This window comes from Asaia lannensis NBRC 102526 (assembly GCF_024054035.1).
GTDB lineage: Bacteria > Pseudomonadota > Alphaproteobacteria > Acetobacterales > Acetobacteraceae > Asaia > Asaia lannensis.
The window spans coordinates 192,536-209,023 of the sequence record NZ_JAMXQU010000005.1 but is presented as its reverse complement, the minus strand read 5'-3'; the positions used below and the strand labels follow the sequence as shown (position 1 = coordinate 209,023).

Genomic DNA, 16,488 nt, shown 5'->3' with positions numbered 1-16,488 from the left:
TCGTCCATATATCCAACAATAAAAACAGTCAGGTCGCCGCCCATGTATGAAGAAGATCAGGCCATTGTCGGCGTCGATTCCTGGAAGCAGCGCACGCTGGTCGACCTGCTCGAATTCCGTCGTCTGACGAAGGGCGAAAGCCCGATTTTTCTCTTTCTCGGTGACGGTGAAAATGTAACGGAAAGCTTGAGCGCGATCGAATTACATCGTCGCGCCTCTCTCGCTGGCGCGCACCTCATGCGCACTTTACCCGCGAAATCACACGTCGTTCTGCTTTTCGAGAACAGCCTCGAATACATCATCGGTTTTTTTGCGTGTCTCTATGCGGGTCATGTGCCGGTATCCGGCATTTATCCCAGCGCGATCGGCGCCACGGAACGCTTTGCATTTATTGTGGATGACAGTAATGCGCGCGCGGTACTCGGCAAACGCGAAACACTGACATTATTTCATCAGGGCGGCGCCGCCTTCACGGGACTGAAATGGATACCTCTGGAAAGCGCTCTTTCGGCCAGAGCCCCGATCGAACCCGTACCGCTTGCATCCAGTGATCTGGCCGTCGTTCAATATACGTCAGGCTCGACCGAAAATCCGAAAGGTGTGTGCCTCTCGCACCGTAATATCTGCCATAATATTCATGCACAGCTGATTTCGTTCCAGTATCAGGACAACGATACCGGATTGAGCTGGCTCCCCTTCACGCATGATATGGGATTGGTTGGCGCTGTACTGCCCGCACTGGCTGCTGGTAATCCCTTTTATTTCATGGCACCGGACAAGTTCATCGAAAAACCATTACGTTGGCTCATGGCCATAAGCCGTTTCGGGGCCACGATTTCGGGCGGTCCCGATTTCGCCTATCGCTATTGCGCCCGTTTGCCAGCCCAGGATATCGCACAGGGCCTCGATCTCTCGCGCTGGGGTATTGCCTTCAACGGATCCGAGAATATCAATCCGGTGACGCTTGAACGCTTCGCCGACCGCTTCGGCGCGCATGGCTTTGACCGAAAGTCTTTCTATCCCTGCTACGGGCTCGCAGAAAATGCACTCCTCGTCACCTCGGGACAAAAAGGCACAGGAGTCCGGCTGACCGCTTTCGATCGCACCGCCCTGAGCCACGGCAAAGCCGTAGCGTCGGAGAGTATCGACGGAGAAAACACCTCTTGTCTCGCCAGCTGCGGTTCGGCCTATGAGGATCAGAAACTCATCATCGCCAATCCCGATACCGGAGATTTCCTTCCTTCAGATACAGTAGGCGAAATCTGGATCGATAGCCCCAGCGTGAGCCTGGGTTATCTCAACAACCCGGTGCGCAATGCGCACTGCTTTATTGAAAGAGATGGGAGGCGCTACCTGCGCACCCAGGATTTCGGCTTTCTGCATGGCGGCGAATTGTATCATGTCGGGCGCCTGAGCGAAAAATTCATGTACGATGGCAACGTCTATTACACAAACGACATCGCACTTTCGCTCAGTCATGCTCTCGATGGCGCAACCTGCGTCGTTGCCCCGCCCGCCCTGCCTGAGCGCGAACTGCCCAGCGTGATGATCGAGCAGGACGACAAAACCGGCATTGTCGCTGCACGTCAGACAATGGTCGACCTTATGAAGACCTATCGCATCGAGCGTTTTTCGTTCTTCTTCATTCGCAAGGGTTTCATCATTCGCACACCGAGCGGCAAGATACGCTCCGATCTGACTCTGGAAAACATCCTGACCGAGAAATCCGCTATCATCGTATCGGGCGACACGCATATCCCGGTCGCAACCGGGATGATACAGATCATCTAGGCAAAGCAACCACACGCCGCCACGTTCTACGCAGAAAGCAATGCTGGCCAGAGCTGAATTGTCGCCTTTCTGCAACTCATATTGTGGCTAATGTCAATATCGGACTTGTGTTCGCCTGACTGGTTCCTTAATGCAGGCCCCCAATGTTGATACCGACCTGTTGATACAAACACAAAGATCCAGCGTTTCCCCGGTCCTTGTAGCTCCTAGCATACTATGACATCCTGCCTGCACGGGCCGGTTGCGCACAATCAGAAATTAAAGGCATTCTGCAAATGGCAGACAATACGTCCGACAAGATCTTGCAGCAGATCGCTCAGGGTATCGCTTCGCTCAACGCGGGATCGGCCCCGATCATCTTTGCCGATAATGTCCCGGTTTATGGTCATGTGGGTGGTATTATCACTGTAACACTGGCTGCCGAACGCCCTCACGGAAACGAGATTGTCATTGCACCGACAGCTCATCTCAGGTTGACACCCAAGGCAGCCAAGTTGCTCGCGGAATCGATTCTCAAGGCGTTCGCAATGGGTGAGCGCAAGGATGCAGCCGTCAATTAGAACGGGGTTGCGGCCTTATTGATTGTTTATCCGGGTTTCTGCCCCTGCTTGCCCATTTCCACACGATCCGCGCCCAATAGGCATCGTGTTACTCGGCCGCGGCCTCTCACTGTGCCCCGACGTCCAGCCTAACTGAGGGGTCATCCTGCCCGTCAGCTTCTCTGCGCAATCTCATCAGATTGGCTCTGGCGTCCTCATCTCCGCAGGTACAGCCTGCATGAAAATATTCCAGCGCATATGTACGGTTCACCGGTGTCGGTCCGAATCCTTCTTCATAAAGCAGACCGATCATGTTGAACGCCTTGCCGACACCACGTCGCGCTGCCTGCACATAGAGCATACAGGCGCGCTCCCGATCCTGAGCTCCTCCCTCGCCTGTCAGACAAAGATCGGCAAGATTGTAGAAGGCCCAGCCCTCTCCGCCCATTGCAGCCTGCTCGAAAAGCCTGCGCGCCTGGACCGGATGACGCGGCACACCCCAGCCCTGTTCGTAAGCACGACCCAACATATTGAGACAGGACGGATGCTGCGATGCGGCAGCTTTTGCAAAGAGACTGAAAGCCTCATGCAGCGCCCCACGATCGAGCGACCATTGGGCGAGATAAAGCTGTGCCTGCAAAGCGGGTTCAAGCGATGGCGCACCCAGGGGAGCATCGCAGAATGCGCCATCTCGTGCGCCCGAAGAGATAACAGGTGGCAGAACAGTCATAAATGGAGACCGGAGGATCCACGGTGGTCAGGAAATGCAGGCTCTGACTTCACGCCAGAAGAGGAACGCGGGGGGGAGGAAACCCGCATTCCTTCAGCGATCAGAAGCGTAATCCGACCGATCCCAGGAAGGTGCGTCCCGACAGAGGCACCGCACGCGACGTCGAGAAGGCCGACGCATAATTGCGATGATTGGTCAGATTATTCGCATTGAACTGCACATGGTAATGCGAGATGTCGTAGGAAATCATGCCATTGAGCGATACATTCTCAGGCATGCGGCCAGTGCGCCCCTCATTGGACCAGTAGCCCGAGGAATACTGAACGCCACCACCGGCCTGCAGCTTGCCCTGATCGGGACGCAGCACGAAGCGCGACAGATTATAGCTGCTCCAGACCGACAGACTATTCGCCGGAAGCTGGGGCGCACGGTTCCCTCCATAGAGCGCGCTATTGGTCACCTTGCCGCCCATATAGGCGTATGACCCGTAGATCTCCCAGTCTTTCGTCAGCTTGCCCGTCGCGCTGACTTCAAGTCCGCGAATACGACGCCCCGATCCGGCATCCTGAAATCCGGTAATGATGTTACCGTCATCGTCATAGGTGAAGGAATTGTTCTGCTCTATCTGGAAGATGGCCGCCGTGACGCCAAGCCGCTTGTTCAGGAAATCGGCCTTGCCACCAAGCTCGTACAGGTCGCTGCGCTGGGGCTTCAGGTCACGCCCATTAACCGCCACATCGCCAATATTCGTCGAACTCATGGTCAGAGACGACACGTCCGTCCCCACAGGCTTATAGGATTGCGAGAAGGTAAAGTAGAACGTCGTATTTTCGAGCGGCTCATACATCAGGCTGGCCGACGGGCTGAACTTGTTCGACTTCTGCTTCTGAACGCCAATCGACGACTGGGCAGCACTCCAGTAGGTCGAACGGTAATCGTCCCAGCGCACCGTGCCATAGACCGAAAGCTGTTTCGTCAGATGGATCTTGTCTGCAAGGAACAGGCCCAGATCGCGGAAATCCGCCGTGCGGCTGCCCGTTGCCGGGAAGATCAGCTCCGTACCCGGATACTCGAATTGCGGCGTGCGGATCGACTGGTTGTTCACGCGATTGATATAGGTGCCGTAAAGGCGATCATCTTTCGTGTAATTGATATCGACGCCGGCACGCAGGTCGTGACGCAGAAATCCGGTTCTGAACTTCGAATGGCCCATGCTGACATTCTGCACGCCCCAGCCTGCCTGGTCGTAGCCCATGCCGCCGCCCGCGCCATAGGATAGTGTCGGGTTTCCACCGACGAGGAATGCTGTTGCACACGCCCCCGAGCACGCGGCCGGCGTGGTTGCCGCAAAATTGCGCGTATAGTGCGAGTAGCGGGTGTCGTTCGAGAGCGTCAGCCATTTGGCCAGTTCCGAAGCGAATTTCGACGTCACCATATGAACGTTGCCATGATCGCGGTCGAAATTGCGCGAATAATTCGTATCGCGCGGCAGACCATATTCCGTGATCGGACGATAGGTCTTGCCGATCTGGATCATGGGCACGCCGTAATCCGGGCGGCCACGACTACCGAGCCACTGGTAATTCAGATGCCAGGTGTTCTTAGTACCGAGCCCGACACCCAGATCGGCAGCAGCGCCATAGCGATCGGTGCGGACATTGTTGCGGTCTGCCACAATCTGCTTGTTGTACATGCCGTTCACGCGCAGCGCGGTGTGGCTGTTGATTTCATAATTCGCATCGGCCGAACCACGATACTGCATGCCGCTGCCAAAGGACTGATCAGCCCCGAACGCATTGCCGCTATGCGCCTTCTTGAGTGTCTGATTGATGACGCCGCCCACATTGCCCGCACCGAAATACTCGCCTGACGGTCCCTTCACCACCTCGACGCTCTCGGTGTTATAAACGTCACGAACGTAATTGCCGAAATCGCGCAGGCCATCCTCATAGATATCGCCACGTGCCTGCTGACCGCGAATACGGAACTGGTTGCCGTTCATGCCGCCATTGCCCTCACCGGCAGACATGGTGATGCCCGGCACGTTGGACAGAGCCTGATCGAGCGTGAAGAGACGCTGCTCCTCGATCAGCTGCTTTGGCACGACGCTGACCGTCTGGGGTGTTTCACGCACGTTATCGGGCATACGGCCGATATCGAGCTGCGTAGTGTTGGTGTTGAGCGTGTTGATCTGCTCCTGGCCGTGCACGCGCACAGCTGGCAGGGCGATCGACTGCCCCTCGGCAGATTGTGTATCTGTGGCAAGCGTATCCTGCGCTTCGGCGCCTTCAACAGCGCCGAAACCCGCGCCGGCCGTCAGGGCGAGAAGAAGAAGACGTTTCCGTTTTCCTGAATATCCATCGGATATGGCGGAACTGTTCTGGCTGCTTTCATGCAACCCACGGAGGAACGCGCAGTCTTCTGGCATACGAATCACCACAATTTCGTTTCTGGACAACAAGGCCCTGCCGCCACAACATCTGAAATGTTTTGACACAACATGATCTCATGGAAAATGTTCATGCCTTGGACTGTCATGCATGACAGTATTACTCAGAATCGCGGCGCACGGCCTTCGACGCTGTGTTTCTGCCAAGTTACATGAAGATGCAAACGATTCTTAAAATCTTTCTTAACTGGCGAGTCCTTTGTGACTTTCAGGCAACATTTCTGCGCCGCAGAACTAGCGCGCTTCATGCTTTCGTCAGCCGGAAAAGACGGGCTGCCACCCTGCCGGTCAGATAAACTCGATATGGGTCTTGACCCCTATCAGCAGCTGGTTGCGCAACGCCTTCTGCAATCCGGGATTGATGTAATACTGGATATCGGGCGCTATCGAGACACCGCGCCATATATGCATCTGATAGAAGGCCTCGATCACTCCACCGCCAGTCTGGGGCGTCAGGGTATGTCTGCGCAGTTTCCTGTTCTGCCTGAACGCCTCGAGCTGGGCACGTCTGGCACCATCGGATACACGCACCCATGAAGCATTGAGCCCGATCGTATCCCTGCTACGCGATGCGAACATGCCGCGTATCAGAAACCCCAGTGAATACTGGGCTTCACGCAACTGGGTCCGTGGCGAATTCCAGTAAGCGACACCCATAAGGATCACACCGGCATCCGGCCCACGCCCCTTGAAACGCCAGACCATCTGATCGGCCATGATCCAGCTCGACCAAGAGCCTTTCAGTCGGCGCGGGGTTCCATCGGTAATATAGAAGCTCTGTCCGTTACCATCCTGGAACGGGCTTTCGTGGCGCGCGGTGTCATAAACGAAACCGACCTTGTAATGGCCGGGCAAGGCTTTGGCGGCCTCGGAACGCGGAGTCCAGGCCAGCTCGATCGGGAGTGCCATGCCATCGATGTTCGCTCCGTTGAACTTGAAACCGGTACGTGTCTGGTGATGCGTGTAGATCGCGTCCGTTTCCGTCAGGTAGAGTCCGCTTTTGGCAACCAGTACATCGCTGATCTGCACACGCGCACGCATCGCCCAGTTCGACATGGGGAATGCGGCATGCGCCTTGTTTTCAGACGCCGCACGCGGATTACCGCAAAAAGCTGCATTCATGAAATTGCAGTAGAGCGGATTGGCCGAGAAATCGGACAGGAACGTCATACGCCCCATGGCGGCACTCACACGGTCGTACAGCATGGATTTTTCCGCATAGGCCGAGACGAGATGAATCACCACATTCCCGACACCGCCATAGGTTGCCTGGCTGGGCGTCAGATAATCGCCGAATTTATGGCTGGTCGGACTGCCATATCCGCTCGCAAGGATGATGTGCGTCGAGACACCTTCTGCGCCGGCAAGACGCTCCCAGTCGATATCCGCGCCATAAGTGGCAATACCGACATTGCCTACCCCCTTTTTCAGCCCAAGCCCCGGTGTGGGTGATCCAACCATCCCCTGCATTTCGTTCGTATGCTGTACATGAAGCATCACGCCACGATCGCGCAGGCCGGAGAGACTTGCCAGTGCCGCATCGGCACGGGCCGGGCAGGCAGCGAGCGTGATGAGCGTGCATGCAAAAACTGGCGACAAGGCCAGAACGAGCGATGAGGCATATTTGCCCCGCAGGCAGGAAAAACCAGTCAGAAAAGAACGCTCACCGACCCTCACCTTTTTTCTCCCTTGCGGTTTCCGCCCCGCTTCAATCGCGGATTTATGGCGAATTTTCGCCTGTCTGGTCCTAGCAATGTTTTGTCTGTTACGCTGCAGGTCCATTCTCCAGTGCTATGAAAGGACCGAACATGGGCAATTACGCTTTCTGGCAGGTCGATGTCTTTGCCTCCCGGCCCTTTGCCGGCAATCCGCTTGCTGTTGTCGTCGGTGCCGACGACCTCGACGAGACAACCATGGCGCGTATCGCCAACTGGACAAATCTGAGCGAAACCACCTTTCTTCTGCGCCCCACCGTACCGGAAGCATCTTACCGGGTGCGTATTTTCACACCGGGTGGCGAATTGCCTTTTGCAGGTCATCCTACCCTTGGCACAGCCGCTGTCTGGGCATCTCTCCCGGGCAATACGCATGACGGTACGATCGTTCAGGAATGCGGGGTCGGGCTCGTTCGGGTCAGGGTCGAGGGCGCCACACTGGCTTTTGCCGCACCTGCCCAAAAGCGCAGCGGTCCGCTGAACGATGACGAACGTCGCAAAGCCTGTGAAGCACTTGGCCTTGGGCCCGAGGATATCGTCGATGCCGCCTGGGGCGATAACGGACCGCCATGGCAGCTTGTCGCCCTGCACGAGAGGAAAGATGTGCTCGCCATCGAACCCGACTGGTCGAAAATGGGGGATGCACTTTATGGCGTCGTCGCACCCTGGCGCGACGGACAGGACGAGACGGGTGCGGCATTCGAGGTACGGGCCTTCGTAGGGCAAAATCAGGGTTTTGAAGATCCTGTGACAGGCAGTCTGAATGCGGCCTTGGCTCAGTGGATGACCGGCATGAATATGGCACCGTCGCACTATATCGCCAGCCAGGGCACGAAACTCGGGCGCGCGGGACGAATAACGATCAGGACTGAAGGAAACGTGATCTGGGTCGGTGGCACGGTCACCCCATGTATTCAGGGAACGCTGAGCGTCTGACGGCGTCCGGCCAAACCGGAAGAGACAGAAAAGACCAGGCAACAGAAAAGGCGACCCCTTGCGGAGCCGCCTTTTTCCCGCCCATGAAAGGCGCCGATCTTACGGGATCAGAACCGTCTTGATGGACTTGTCGCCCTTCTTCATCAGGTCGAAGCCTTCCTTCCACTGAGCCAGCGGCAGGGAGTGGGTCACCACACCTTCGACCGGCAGACGACCATCGGCAATGGCGGCGATGGTGAAGGGATAGCAATACGGGCCCAGATGCGCGCCGAGCACGTCCAGTTCCTTGCGGTCGGAAATGATCGACCAGTCACAGGTCACTTCATCGCCGAACACGCTGAACTCGACGAAGCGGCCGAGCTTGCGGATCATGTGCAGGCCCTGACGAACGCTGGAGGGATGACCGGTTGCTTCGATATACACATCGCAGCCATAACCATCGGTCAGTTCCTTGACCTTGGCCACCACGTCTTCTTCGAGCGGGTTCATCACGATATCCGCGCCGAACTTCTTGGCCAGATCCAGACGGTCCTGCTTGGTGTCGAGCACGATCAGCTTGCTCGGGTTCTTCAGGCGGGCAGCGCCCACCATGCCCAGACCCAGCGTCCCGGCACCGGCCAGAACCACCACGTCATCAAGCTGGATGTTCGCACGGTTCACAGCGTGAACGGAGCAGGCATAGGGCTCGATCAGAGCAGCCGCCTCGGCGGGCATGTCTTCGGGAACGCGATGGGTACGCGACGTCTTGGGGAAGCGCATGTACTTCGCCATGGCGCCGTTCGTGTTGTTCTGGAAGCCGTACAGGTCGTGACGTTCGCACATCCAGTACTGACCGCCCTTGCAGTAGCGGCAATCGTCGCAGGGAACGATCTGCTCGCTGATCAGGCGGTCGCCCACCTTGTACTGCCCACGCAGGTTCTCGCCGATTTCGACTGCGCGACCGATGAACTCATGCCCGGGGATCATCGGCGGCTTGACGTAGCGCGGCTGCTCCTTGTCGCCCCAGAAGGAAGGAGCGCCCAGGAAGCACTTGATGTCACCGGCGCAGATACCAACGGTTTCGACTTCGATGATGATGTCATCGGGGCCGGCACGGGGCACGTCCACCTCTTCCCAGCGGTAATCGCCGGGTTCGTAGGCGACGACGGCCATCATCTTTTCAGGCAGAGCAACGCTGGTTGCCTCTTTCTGCAGTGCGCCCAGATCAGGTTTGACGATCTTGTTCATGGTCTTGCTCTTTCAGGAATTGAGACGGATCAGGCGGCGTTATGCTTGCGCGCCGGGGCCTCAAGTTCTTTCGCAATGGTCTGGAGGATCAGGCAGCAGGAGGTTGCACCGGCATCGAGCACACCGCGTGAACGCTCACCCAGACGGCTGGCGCGACCGATGCGGGCCACCAGATCGACTGTCGAGTCACGTCCGCGTTCTGCCGCTTCCGACATTGCGTTCAGGGCCTGTTCGAACGACTTGCCGTCATCCAGCGCCTTGTGGAAGGCCTCAACCGAAGGCTGCAGCGTATCGACAAGAGTCTTGTCACCCACGCGGGCATTACCAAGGCTGTTGATACCGGCCAGCGCTCCATCGAGCATCTGGGCGAAAAGCTTGCCGTCGAGGAACTCGACATTGCGCAGCGGGATCGCCATGCCTTCGAAGAAGCGACCGTAGAGCGGGCCCATCGAACCGCCGATACCGGCCATCAGGGAGTCGGAGAGCGCATCGAGTCCTTTCTCCATCACCGGCGGATTGGCACCCAGCGCCTCGCCACAACGGGCGAAACCCTTGGCCATGTTGATGCCGTGATCGCCATCGCCGATCTTGCCGTCGATTTCGCTCAGCCAGTCACGTGCCTTGACGATGGCATCGACCAGCGCCGGGATCACTTTCGTGGTTTCAGCGACCGGAATACCGCTTTTGGGAACGTATTTCTCGCCCGTTGCGGTCTTGACCAGTGCCTCGACCGGATCGGCCTTGGCTGCTGGCGCTTCGGCTGCAGGAGCAACTGCCGCACCGGCGCCGACACGGACCAGTCCGATGGATTCGGCAGGCGCAGCCATCAGACGATCCAGCTCCTCGTCGGTCTTCATGACGGTGAGCGTGGCGCCCTTCATTTCGAGCGACGTAAAGAGGTTGCCGACGAAGCGATGCGCCACTTCGATGCCCTTCTCCTTCAGGAGATCGGCCACATCGGCATAGAGCACATAGAGTTCGATGATCGGGGTGGCACCCAGACCCGAGAGCAGTACCGTGACGCGATCGCCCTTGGTGAAGGGCAGATCGGGCAGGATATGCTCAAGCATCAGCTTGGCGATATCGCGTGAGCGACCCAGTTCCTGAACCGACACGCCAGGTTCGCCATGATGGCCGATGCCGACTTCCATCGTCCCGAGTTCGATCGAGAAATTCGGATGCCCGTTGGCGACGATGGTGCAGGGCGTCAGTCCGACACCGATCGAGCGGGTGTTGGCAATGGCCTTGCGGGCTACGGCGATAACCTCATCGAGCGACCCGCCCTCTTCTGCGCGCGCACCGGCAGCCTTCCACATGAGGATTTCACCGGCGACGCCGCGGCGGCGCTCGGCTTCGCTGGCCGGTGCGGAGGCCACGTCATCGGTAGCGACAACGGTTTCGACCTTGATACCGGCTTCCTGGGCATCGCGTGCTGCCATACGGACATTCATGGTGTCACCGGCATAATTACCGAACAGACAGGCCACGCCGGCACCCGTATCGGCTTCCTTCATGGCGTCGAGGAAGCTGACAGCGGTCGGAGAAGAGAAGATCTCGCCGATCGCCACCGAGTCCAGCAGACCCGTGCCGACATAGCCGAGGAAGGCAGGTTCGTGACCCGAACCGCCACCGGTGATCACACCGACCTTGCGACGCCCTGTGGTCTTGGCGCGCTTGACGACACGCGGATTGGCGGTCTCGACGATGATGTCCGGATGCGCGAGAAGCGCGCCGCGAATACCGTCTTCGACCACACCGTCGGGGTCATTGAAGATACGGTCCAGCTTGGGACGTCCTGCGGGAGACTGGGATGAAGCGCCATCGCCGTGGCCGGTATGCGCTGCGTGAACGATTGAATGAACCATAATGGGCCCCATACTGTGTGCCGGGAAAACACCCTGTGTGCCCAAGAACCATAACCGTAACAGCCATTCTGCGTGAAATCACACTATTGAGAGTTATATTCGTTACCTATTATGTAGGATAAAAACACTCCTAATTCTTGCCTCCTTTGGGGATCCGCTTCTTCATCACGATAAATTATCATGTTTTCAATGCGTTATGGAGCCCACCATATGAGTGCCCTCGTGAAACCGGAGACATTCGCATGGTATTTTCAGGCAGACAAAATGTTATATATTTCGTCACATAATTTTGGGACATAATTTAACATATTGGCATGTCACTTTCGGCAGTGAGATGCGCCGTTTTCACAAACGGTTTTCGCGCGCAATATGCGCGGGTGCTTTCCCCATGCGCTTTTCAACCGCATTCCACAGCACTGCAATTGCCACGTTGATTGCAACGGCAGGGAGAGCAGGGTGAACGCCCCCTGCCAACCACCCGCTCAGCGCAAGTCCGACCCCACTGGCAAGCCCCGCAATCAATCCAGCCAGGATGGCACGACTGCGAACGGGCAGTGCCTCGACGCATACCAGAACGGCAGGAAGAAGCTGGACGAGGCCAAGATAGAAAAACTGGTTCAGTGTGACGATCAGCGTGTGCGGCCTGATCGCGATCAGCACGGAACAAACAAAATAGACCAGAATGACAACCAGCCCGACACGAGACTGCAGACGTGCGGGAACGGCCGGTATCAGGTTGCGCGTCACAATGGCTGAAAGACTGAGCCCCATTCCCCCCAGCCAGACGAGCGCAGTAAGAACGACAGCACAATAGACCATACTCAGAGCCCAACCCGGCAGGAGCAGCGAGGCCACGGCCAGAAAAATCCTGTCGCCTGCAGCACTAGTACCCGGGTTCATGATGCCGAATACAGCGATCACACCCAGTAGCGGGAAAAGACCCATATAAAGAGGCAGCCAGATTTGCGCTTTGCGAATAACCTGCGGTGAACGGGCTGAAAACGTCGCTGCTACGGTCTGTGGCGCAATACAGAACCCCATTGCCTGCATGACAATCGTTGAGATCACGAAAAGCGTGCCCGCACCTTTCCCGGCTGGCGGCGTATGAAAAACGTCACGCAGAGGCATCGCCCGATCGCCAGGCCATGCAGCACAGACTGCCACGGCCAAAGTCAGGACGGCAATCATGATCAGCACGTCCTTGAGCAGGGAAATACGTGCGGTCGCTCGCAGCCCTGTCATCGCGACAAAAGCAAAGGCAATTCCGGCACAGAACACTGCCATGGGTAAGACAGGCAAAGGCAGACCCATCTGGGCGACAACACCGTTGAGTCCTATGAACTGCATCGCCCCCAGAGGCACCATGAGAACAACCAGAAGAAGCGCTGTCGCTCTCTCCAGCGGGACGTTGCAGAACCAACCCTTAACGAGATCGGGCAGGGTAACCGCGCCTGTTCGTTGGCCGGCTGCCCAGAGACGTGGATAAAGCCAGTAGCCCACAGGACAGGCGAGGAGAATATACCCGATAAACCACAACGCCACGTCGACAGTGCGTGTGGCGGCAATCCCTCCCGGAAAGCCGAGCAGTGAGCCTATTGAATAGGTTTCACCGACCGAAACGAGAAAGAAAAGCACTGCACCGAACTGACCGCGCGCTGCAAAAAACGCACGGGGATCCTGCCTGTCGGCGGATCGACCGGGCAGCATGGCAAGGCACAGGGCGAGCCCCAGACCGCCCAGGACAATCCACAAGGTCACGAGGCATCCCCATCACGTGACCTTTTCATATCCACAAACAGAAATACCGAGACAAGCGGGATACAAAGCACGATCCATATCAAGGACACCGGCAACCCATCGAGCGTGATCCCGGTTGCACGAAACGCAGCCAGCGGTACGAGAACGACAGCGAAAATGACCCCTGCGACACGCGCTCCGCCTTGAGGGCGTGTTTCTGACGATGCCATTTCTGTCTCTTGCTCCCGATGCGCCTTATCGCCCGGTGTCTAGCGACAAGACCCGCCTTTTCACAAGGTGAAAGGATATCGGGCGCCGCAACATCTTTCTGCCGCCAATACGCCCCGGCATTCATCATGAAGCGTCGCCAAAGACCCCCGACAGCGCGGAAATATACAACCCGGCGATATAAGGCCCGGTCAGAGTTCGGCCCATTGACGCAGAAGATTATGATAGGTCGATGTCAGTCCGAGCACACCGGGATGATCGTCAGGCAGGGATTTGCGCGTCTCGATGATCGAGCGATCGAAATCGTAGAGCAACGCGCGTCGCGTGTCGTCGCGCACCATCGATTGTGTCCAGAAAAACGAGGCCCAGCGGCTGCCGCGCGTCACTTCACTGACGCTGTGAAGACTGGTGGAAGGATAAACCACCATATCGCCTGCCGGCAGCCTGACACGCTGCTCACCATAGGTGTCGCGTATGACAAGCTCGCCCCCGTCATAATCTTCAGGCCCGGTCAGAAACAGTGTCGACGATACGTCCGTGCGAATACGGAACCCGGTTTCCGGAATAGGCCGTATCGCGTTGTCCACATGATCGCCGAACTTCATACCGACGTCGTAGCGGTTGAACAGGGGAGGAAAAACTCGCAGGGGCAAAGCCGCACTGTTGAAGGTCGGGTTACGACCGAGTGCACGCAGAATGATCTCACCCAGATGTCTTGCCTCCTCCGAGTCCTGTGGAACCTGAAGATTGTTCTTGGCCTGCGCGGATTGCTGTCCGGCCGTCACGCGCCCATCGAGCCATGCAGCCCGTTCCAGCGTCTCGCGACAGTGACGAAGCTCCTCGGAAGTCAGGACATTGGGGATATGAACCAGCATGGGGCACTCCGATGAAACGACAACTTGTAAATGCGAATGAATCTGATTTACACGTCTATAGCCATTAGTTACACCCCGTCACAAGAACACCGTGTCATTCCTGGACCTGCCTCTGCGCCGAGCCGGAAGCCGACAACGTCAGAAAAGGAAATTTCATGGCTGCCCAGACCGGCGCTCTCGCTGCATTGCCCGTTACGCCTTGGGAAATGTTTCTCGGCGCCGGTCCGGTCGTGCGGTTTGTCATGCTGCTTCTTATCGCAGCCTGTCTCCTGAGCTGGGCGCTGTTCGCAGCGAAAACGATCGAAATGCTGCGCGTGCGCAGAGCCCTCGCCGCTGCCGAACTTTCGCTTGAGGATGCTTCATCGCTCGACGCCGCTGAAGCGCTTTGCCCGGATACCGGAATCGCACGCTCCCTGCTTTCGGCCGCCTCGACCGAATGGTCGCGCTCTTCAGACGCGCTGTCGGATCGCGAAGGACTGAAAGAACGCGTGATGCTGCATCTCGAACGTCTCGAAGCCGCAGAGGGGCGACGCCTTATGCGTGGCACCGGTATTCTGGCCACGATCGGCGCCACCGCACCCTTCATCGGGTTGTTCGGCACAGTATGGGGCATCATGACGTCGTTCACCGGCATTGCCGCCACCAAGGCAACGAGTCTTGCCGTCGTGGCACCGGGTATTGCCGAGGCCCTTCTGGCAACAGCCATCGGTCTGGCCGCAGCAATCCCAGCCGTGGTGATCTATAATTACCTCTCCCGGCAGTGCCTCGGTTGTAAGGCACAGGTCGGCGACCTTACGGCCCTGATCCTGCGCCTCGTTTCACGCGATCTGAGCCGCATGCACCAGCAGGGCATGCCCGGGCAGATCCTGCATTTCAATCCTGCTGCGCGCAGCGAACAGGCGGGACGCTGATCATGGCCCTGCGTATGCGTCATGCCGATGACAGCATCACCGATGCGCATGAGCTCAACGTCACGCCGTTGATCGATGTGATGCTCGTGCTGCTGGTCATTTTCATGGTCACGGCTCCGCTCAGTACGGTCAATGTGCCTGTCGATCTTCCTGCCTCGACTGCCAAACCCGCACCAAGACCCAACGATCCTGTTTTCGTCACCGTCAAGGCCGATCACAGTCTTACCCTTGGCGAGGAAGACATCTCGAATGACGCTCTGCCAGCGCGTCTTTTGAGCCTGACAGACGGTCACAAGGATGAGCGTATCTTTCTGAGAGCAGACAAGACGGTCGATTACGAGACACTGATGAAAACGATGGATCTGCTGCGCAAGGCAGGTTTCCTGAAAGTGGCTCTGGTCAACCTTCAGGGGCAGGAGGAGGGCGACGCGCCATGAGCGCCGCGATCCATGAAACTGTGCTTACGGACTACACCGAGCGTCAATGTCCGGTCCCGTCAGCGTTCCGGTCGATTTACGGCCTGCATCTGGCAACCGAAAAGCGACGTCTGCGTCGCCTGTACAGTGCTTCTGTCTGTTGTATGACGGCACTCGGCGCGGCCACTCTGTGGTGGGTCGCCGGCCATCGTTCGCCGCCGCCCCTTCCGTATTCGCCCCCTCCGGCGGCCATCGCCATCGATCTCGCGCCCGAGCCTTCACAAATCCCGGCACCCCCACTGGCCAAACCGCCCGGTCCGCCGCCACTGGCCGAACCCGAGCCTCCAGTCAAACCGCCCGAGATCATGGCCCCGCCCTCTCCGGCTCCGCTGCCTCCTGTAGCAGTCCCGAAGAAGATAAAGCCTGAACCGGTGCGGCACAAACACCCTGTGTCCCCCCCTGTCGTGAAGGCCATATCGCCACCCGTACCGGCAAAGTCGACAGCAGATACCGCACCACCTGCCTCCAATGCGCCCCCCTCCACACTTTCGGCGAGCGCGGCGAAAGGCACCCCATCGCAGCGCAACGCCTCCCAGACGCCGGCAAGCTGGCAGGGCGCCGTTCTCGCGCGGCTGGAACAGGTCAAACGCTACCCGGCAGAAGCCCAGTCAGAGCATCAGGAAGGCACAGCCATGCTGCGTTTTTCGATGGATCGCACGGGTCATGTGCTTTCGGCCATGCTTGTCCACAAAACCGGCTATGCGTTACTCGACGAGGAAACGCTCGCTCTTGTCCGTCGCGCCGAGCCCCTGCCCGCGCCCCCGGAAAGCATCAAAGGTGCCGTCCTCACACTGACTGTTCCCATCGAATTTTTCATGAGCGATCGCTAGGCTCTGCCAAGCAGGGCAGCATACGGTGTTCTTTATCCGCGGATCAAGCAGCTCGATCGCAAGCGCGGCCCGGCACATCCGAATAGCAGGTCCGATCGGGCCAGACCGAATGCAGCACAACGATCGCAGGGATATGAGAAACGCATAGCCGGACAAAAGCCGCCCGTGTGCGTGAAACA

At 57.9% G+C, this 16,488-nt stretch carries 14 protein-coding genes; 6 read left to right on the top strand and 8 right to left on the bottom strand.

The annotated features are described in order from the left end of the window. Positions 1-42 precede the first annotated feature (42 nt). Positions 43-1,791, top strand: a complete 1,749-nt coding sequence (locus NF685_RS09020) for an AMP-binding protein (RefSeq protein WP_252849388.1) — start codon at positions 43-45, stop codon at positions 1,789-1,791. Between the two features lie 275 nt (positions 1,792-2,066). Continuing rightward, on the top strand, positions 2,067-2,351 hold the full coding sequence (locus NF685_RS09015; RefSeq protein ID WP_222548109.1) for a hypothetical protein: 285 nt from the start codon (positions 2,067-2,069) through the stop codon (positions 2,349-2,351). A gap of 106 nt (positions 2,352-2,457) precedes the next feature. Here NF685_RS09015 and NF685_RS09010 read toward each other — a convergent pair whose 3' ends face one another. The 3 genes from NF685_RS09010 to NF685_RS09000 form a co-directional block, all read right to left on the bottom strand. Next, a complete protein-coding gene (locus tag NF685_RS09010) occupies positions 2,458-3,060 on the bottom strand; it encodes a tetratricopeptide repeat protein (RefSeq protein ID WP_252849387.1) in 603 nt (200 codons plus the stop codon). 100 nt (positions 3,061-3,160) lie between these two features. Next, positions 3,161-5,488, bottom strand: coding sequence for a TonB-dependent receptor (locus NF685_RS09005; protein ID WP_252849386.1), 2,328 nt, complete (start codon positions 5,486-5,488; stop codon positions 3,161-3,163). A gap of 309 nt (positions 5,489-5,797) precedes the next feature. Then, positions 5,798-7,186 carry a carbohydrate porin gene (locus tag NF685_RS09000; RefSeq protein ID WP_222548112.1) on the bottom strand — a complete coding sequence of 463 codons (1,389 nt, stop codon included), beginning with the start codon at positions 7,184-7,186 and terminating at the stop codon, positions 5,798-5,800. 131 nt (positions 7,187-7,317) lie between these two features. Here NF685_RS09000 and NF685_RS08995 point away from each other — a divergent pair, with 131 nt between their 5' ends. After that, the gene (locus NF685_RS08995; RefSeq protein ID WP_222548113.1) at positions 7,318-8,160 is read left to right on the top strand and encodes a PhzF family phenazine biosynthesis protein; all 843 of its coding nucleotides are present in this window, start codon (positions 7,318-7,320) and stop codon (positions 8,158-8,160) included. A gap of 99 nt (positions 8,161-8,259) precedes the next feature. Here NF685_RS08995 and NF685_RS08990 read toward each other — a convergent pair whose 3' ends face one another. From NF685_RS08990 to NF685_RS08970, 5 genes are all read right to left on the bottom strand, one after another. After that, the gene (locus tag NF685_RS08990; protein ID WP_222548114.1) at positions 8,260-9,387 is read right to left on the bottom strand and encodes an MDR/zinc-dependent alcohol dehydrogenase-like family protein; all 1,128 of its coding nucleotides are present in this window, start codon (positions 9,385-9,387) and stop codon (positions 8,260-8,262) included. A gap of 29 nt (positions 9,388-9,416) precedes the next feature. Next, entirely contained in the window at positions 9,417-11,252 is a 1,836-nt protein-coding gene (gene dhaL, locus NF685_RS08985) for a dihydroxyacetone kinase subunit DhaL (protein WP_252849385.1), read from the bottom strand. A gap of 345 nt (positions 11,253-11,597) precedes the next feature. Beyond that, complete coding sequence (locus NF685_RS08980; protein ID WP_252849384.1) at positions 11,598-13,010, bottom strand: sodium:solute symporter family protein; 1,413 nt, start codon at positions 13,008-13,010, stop codon at positions 11,598-11,600. Further along, positions 13,007-13,219, bottom strand: a complete 213-nt coding sequence (locus tag NF685_RS08975) for a hypothetical protein (protein ID WP_222548117.1) — start codon at positions 13,217-13,219, stop codon at positions 13,007-13,009. Before NF685_RS08975 ends, NF685_RS08980 begins: the two co-directional genes overlap by 4 nt. 189 nt (positions 13,220-13,408) lie before the next feature. Further along, positions 13,409-14,092, bottom strand: coding sequence for a Fe2+-dependent dioxygenase (locus NF685_RS08970; protein WP_222548118.1), 684 nt, complete (start codon positions 14,090-14,092; stop codon positions 13,409-13,411). Between the two features lie 155 nt (positions 14,093-14,247). Between NF685_RS08970 and exbB the strand changes: the two genes are divergently transcribed. From exbB to NF685_RS14290, 3 genes are read left to right on the top strand one after another with little or no spacing between them, the layout of a single operon-like run. Beyond that, a complete protein-coding gene (exbB, locus tag NF685_RS08965; RefSeq protein ID WP_252849383.1) occupies positions 14,248-15,003 on the top strand; it encodes a tonB-system energizer ExbB in 756 nt (251 codons plus the stop codon). 2 nt (positions 15,004-15,005) lie between these two features. After that, positions 15,006-15,440, top strand: coding sequence for a TonB system transport protein ExbD (exbD, locus tag NF685_RS08960; protein WP_252849382.1), 435 nt, complete (start codon positions 15,006-15,008; stop codon positions 15,438-15,440). Beyond that, on the top strand, positions 15,437-16,309 hold the full coding sequence (locus tag NF685_RS14290) for an energy transducer TonB (RefSeq protein WP_261390395.1): 873 nt from the start codon (positions 15,437-15,439) through the stop codon (positions 16,307-16,309). Before exbD ends, NF685_RS14290 begins: the two co-directional genes overlap by 4 nt. Positions 16,310-16,488: the final 179 nt, after the last annotated feature.

Bases quoted from the DNA above. Each gene is read 5' to 3' on its own strand.
- NF685_RS09020 (WP_252849388.1), top strand. From the start codon at position 43: ATGTATGAAGAAGATCAGGCCATTGTCGGCGTCGATTCCTGGAAGCAG.
- NF685_RS09015 (WP_222548109.1), top strand. From the start codon at position 2,067: ATGGCAGACAATACGTCCGACAAGATCTTGCAGCAGATCGCTCAGGGT.
- NF685_RS09010 (WP_252849387.1), bottom strand. From the start codon at position 3,060: ATGACTGTTCTGCCACCTGTTATCTCTTCGGGCGCACGAGATGGCGCA.
- NF685_RS09005 (WP_252849386.1), bottom strand. From the start codon at position 5,488: ATGCCAGAAGACTGCGCGTTCCTCCGTGGGTTGCATGAAAGCAGCCAG.
- NF685_RS08995 (WP_222548113.1), top strand. From the start codon at position 7,318: ATGGGCAATTACGCTTTCTGGCAGGTCGATGTCTTTGCCTCCCGGCCC.
- NF685_RS08990 (WP_222548114.1), bottom strand. From the start codon at position 9,387: ATGAACAAGATCGTCAAACCTGATCTGGGCGCACTGCAGAAAGAGGCA.
- dhaL (WP_252849385.1), bottom strand. From the start codon at position 11,252: ATGGTTCATTCAATCGTTCACGCAGCGCATACCGGCCACGGCGATGGC.
- NF685_RS08975 (WP_222548117.1), bottom strand. From the start codon at position 13,219: ATGGCATCGTCAGAAACACGCCCTCAAGGCGGAGCGCGTGTCGCAGGG.
- NF685_RS08970 (WP_222548118.1), bottom strand. From the start codon at position 14,092: ATGCTGGTTCATATCCCCAATGTCCTGACTTCCGAGGAGCTTCGTCAC.
- exbB (WP_252849383.1), top strand. From the start codon at position 14,248: ATGGCTGCCCAGACCGGCGCTCTCGCTGCATTGCCCGTTACGCCTTGG.
- exbD (WP_252849382.1), top strand. From the start codon at position 15,006: ATGGCCCTGCGTATGCGTCATGCCGATGACAGCATCACCGATGCGCAT.
- NF685_RS14290 (WP_261390395.1), top strand. From the start codon at position 15,437: ATGAGCGCCGCGATCCATGAAACTGTGCTTACGGACTACACCGAGCGT.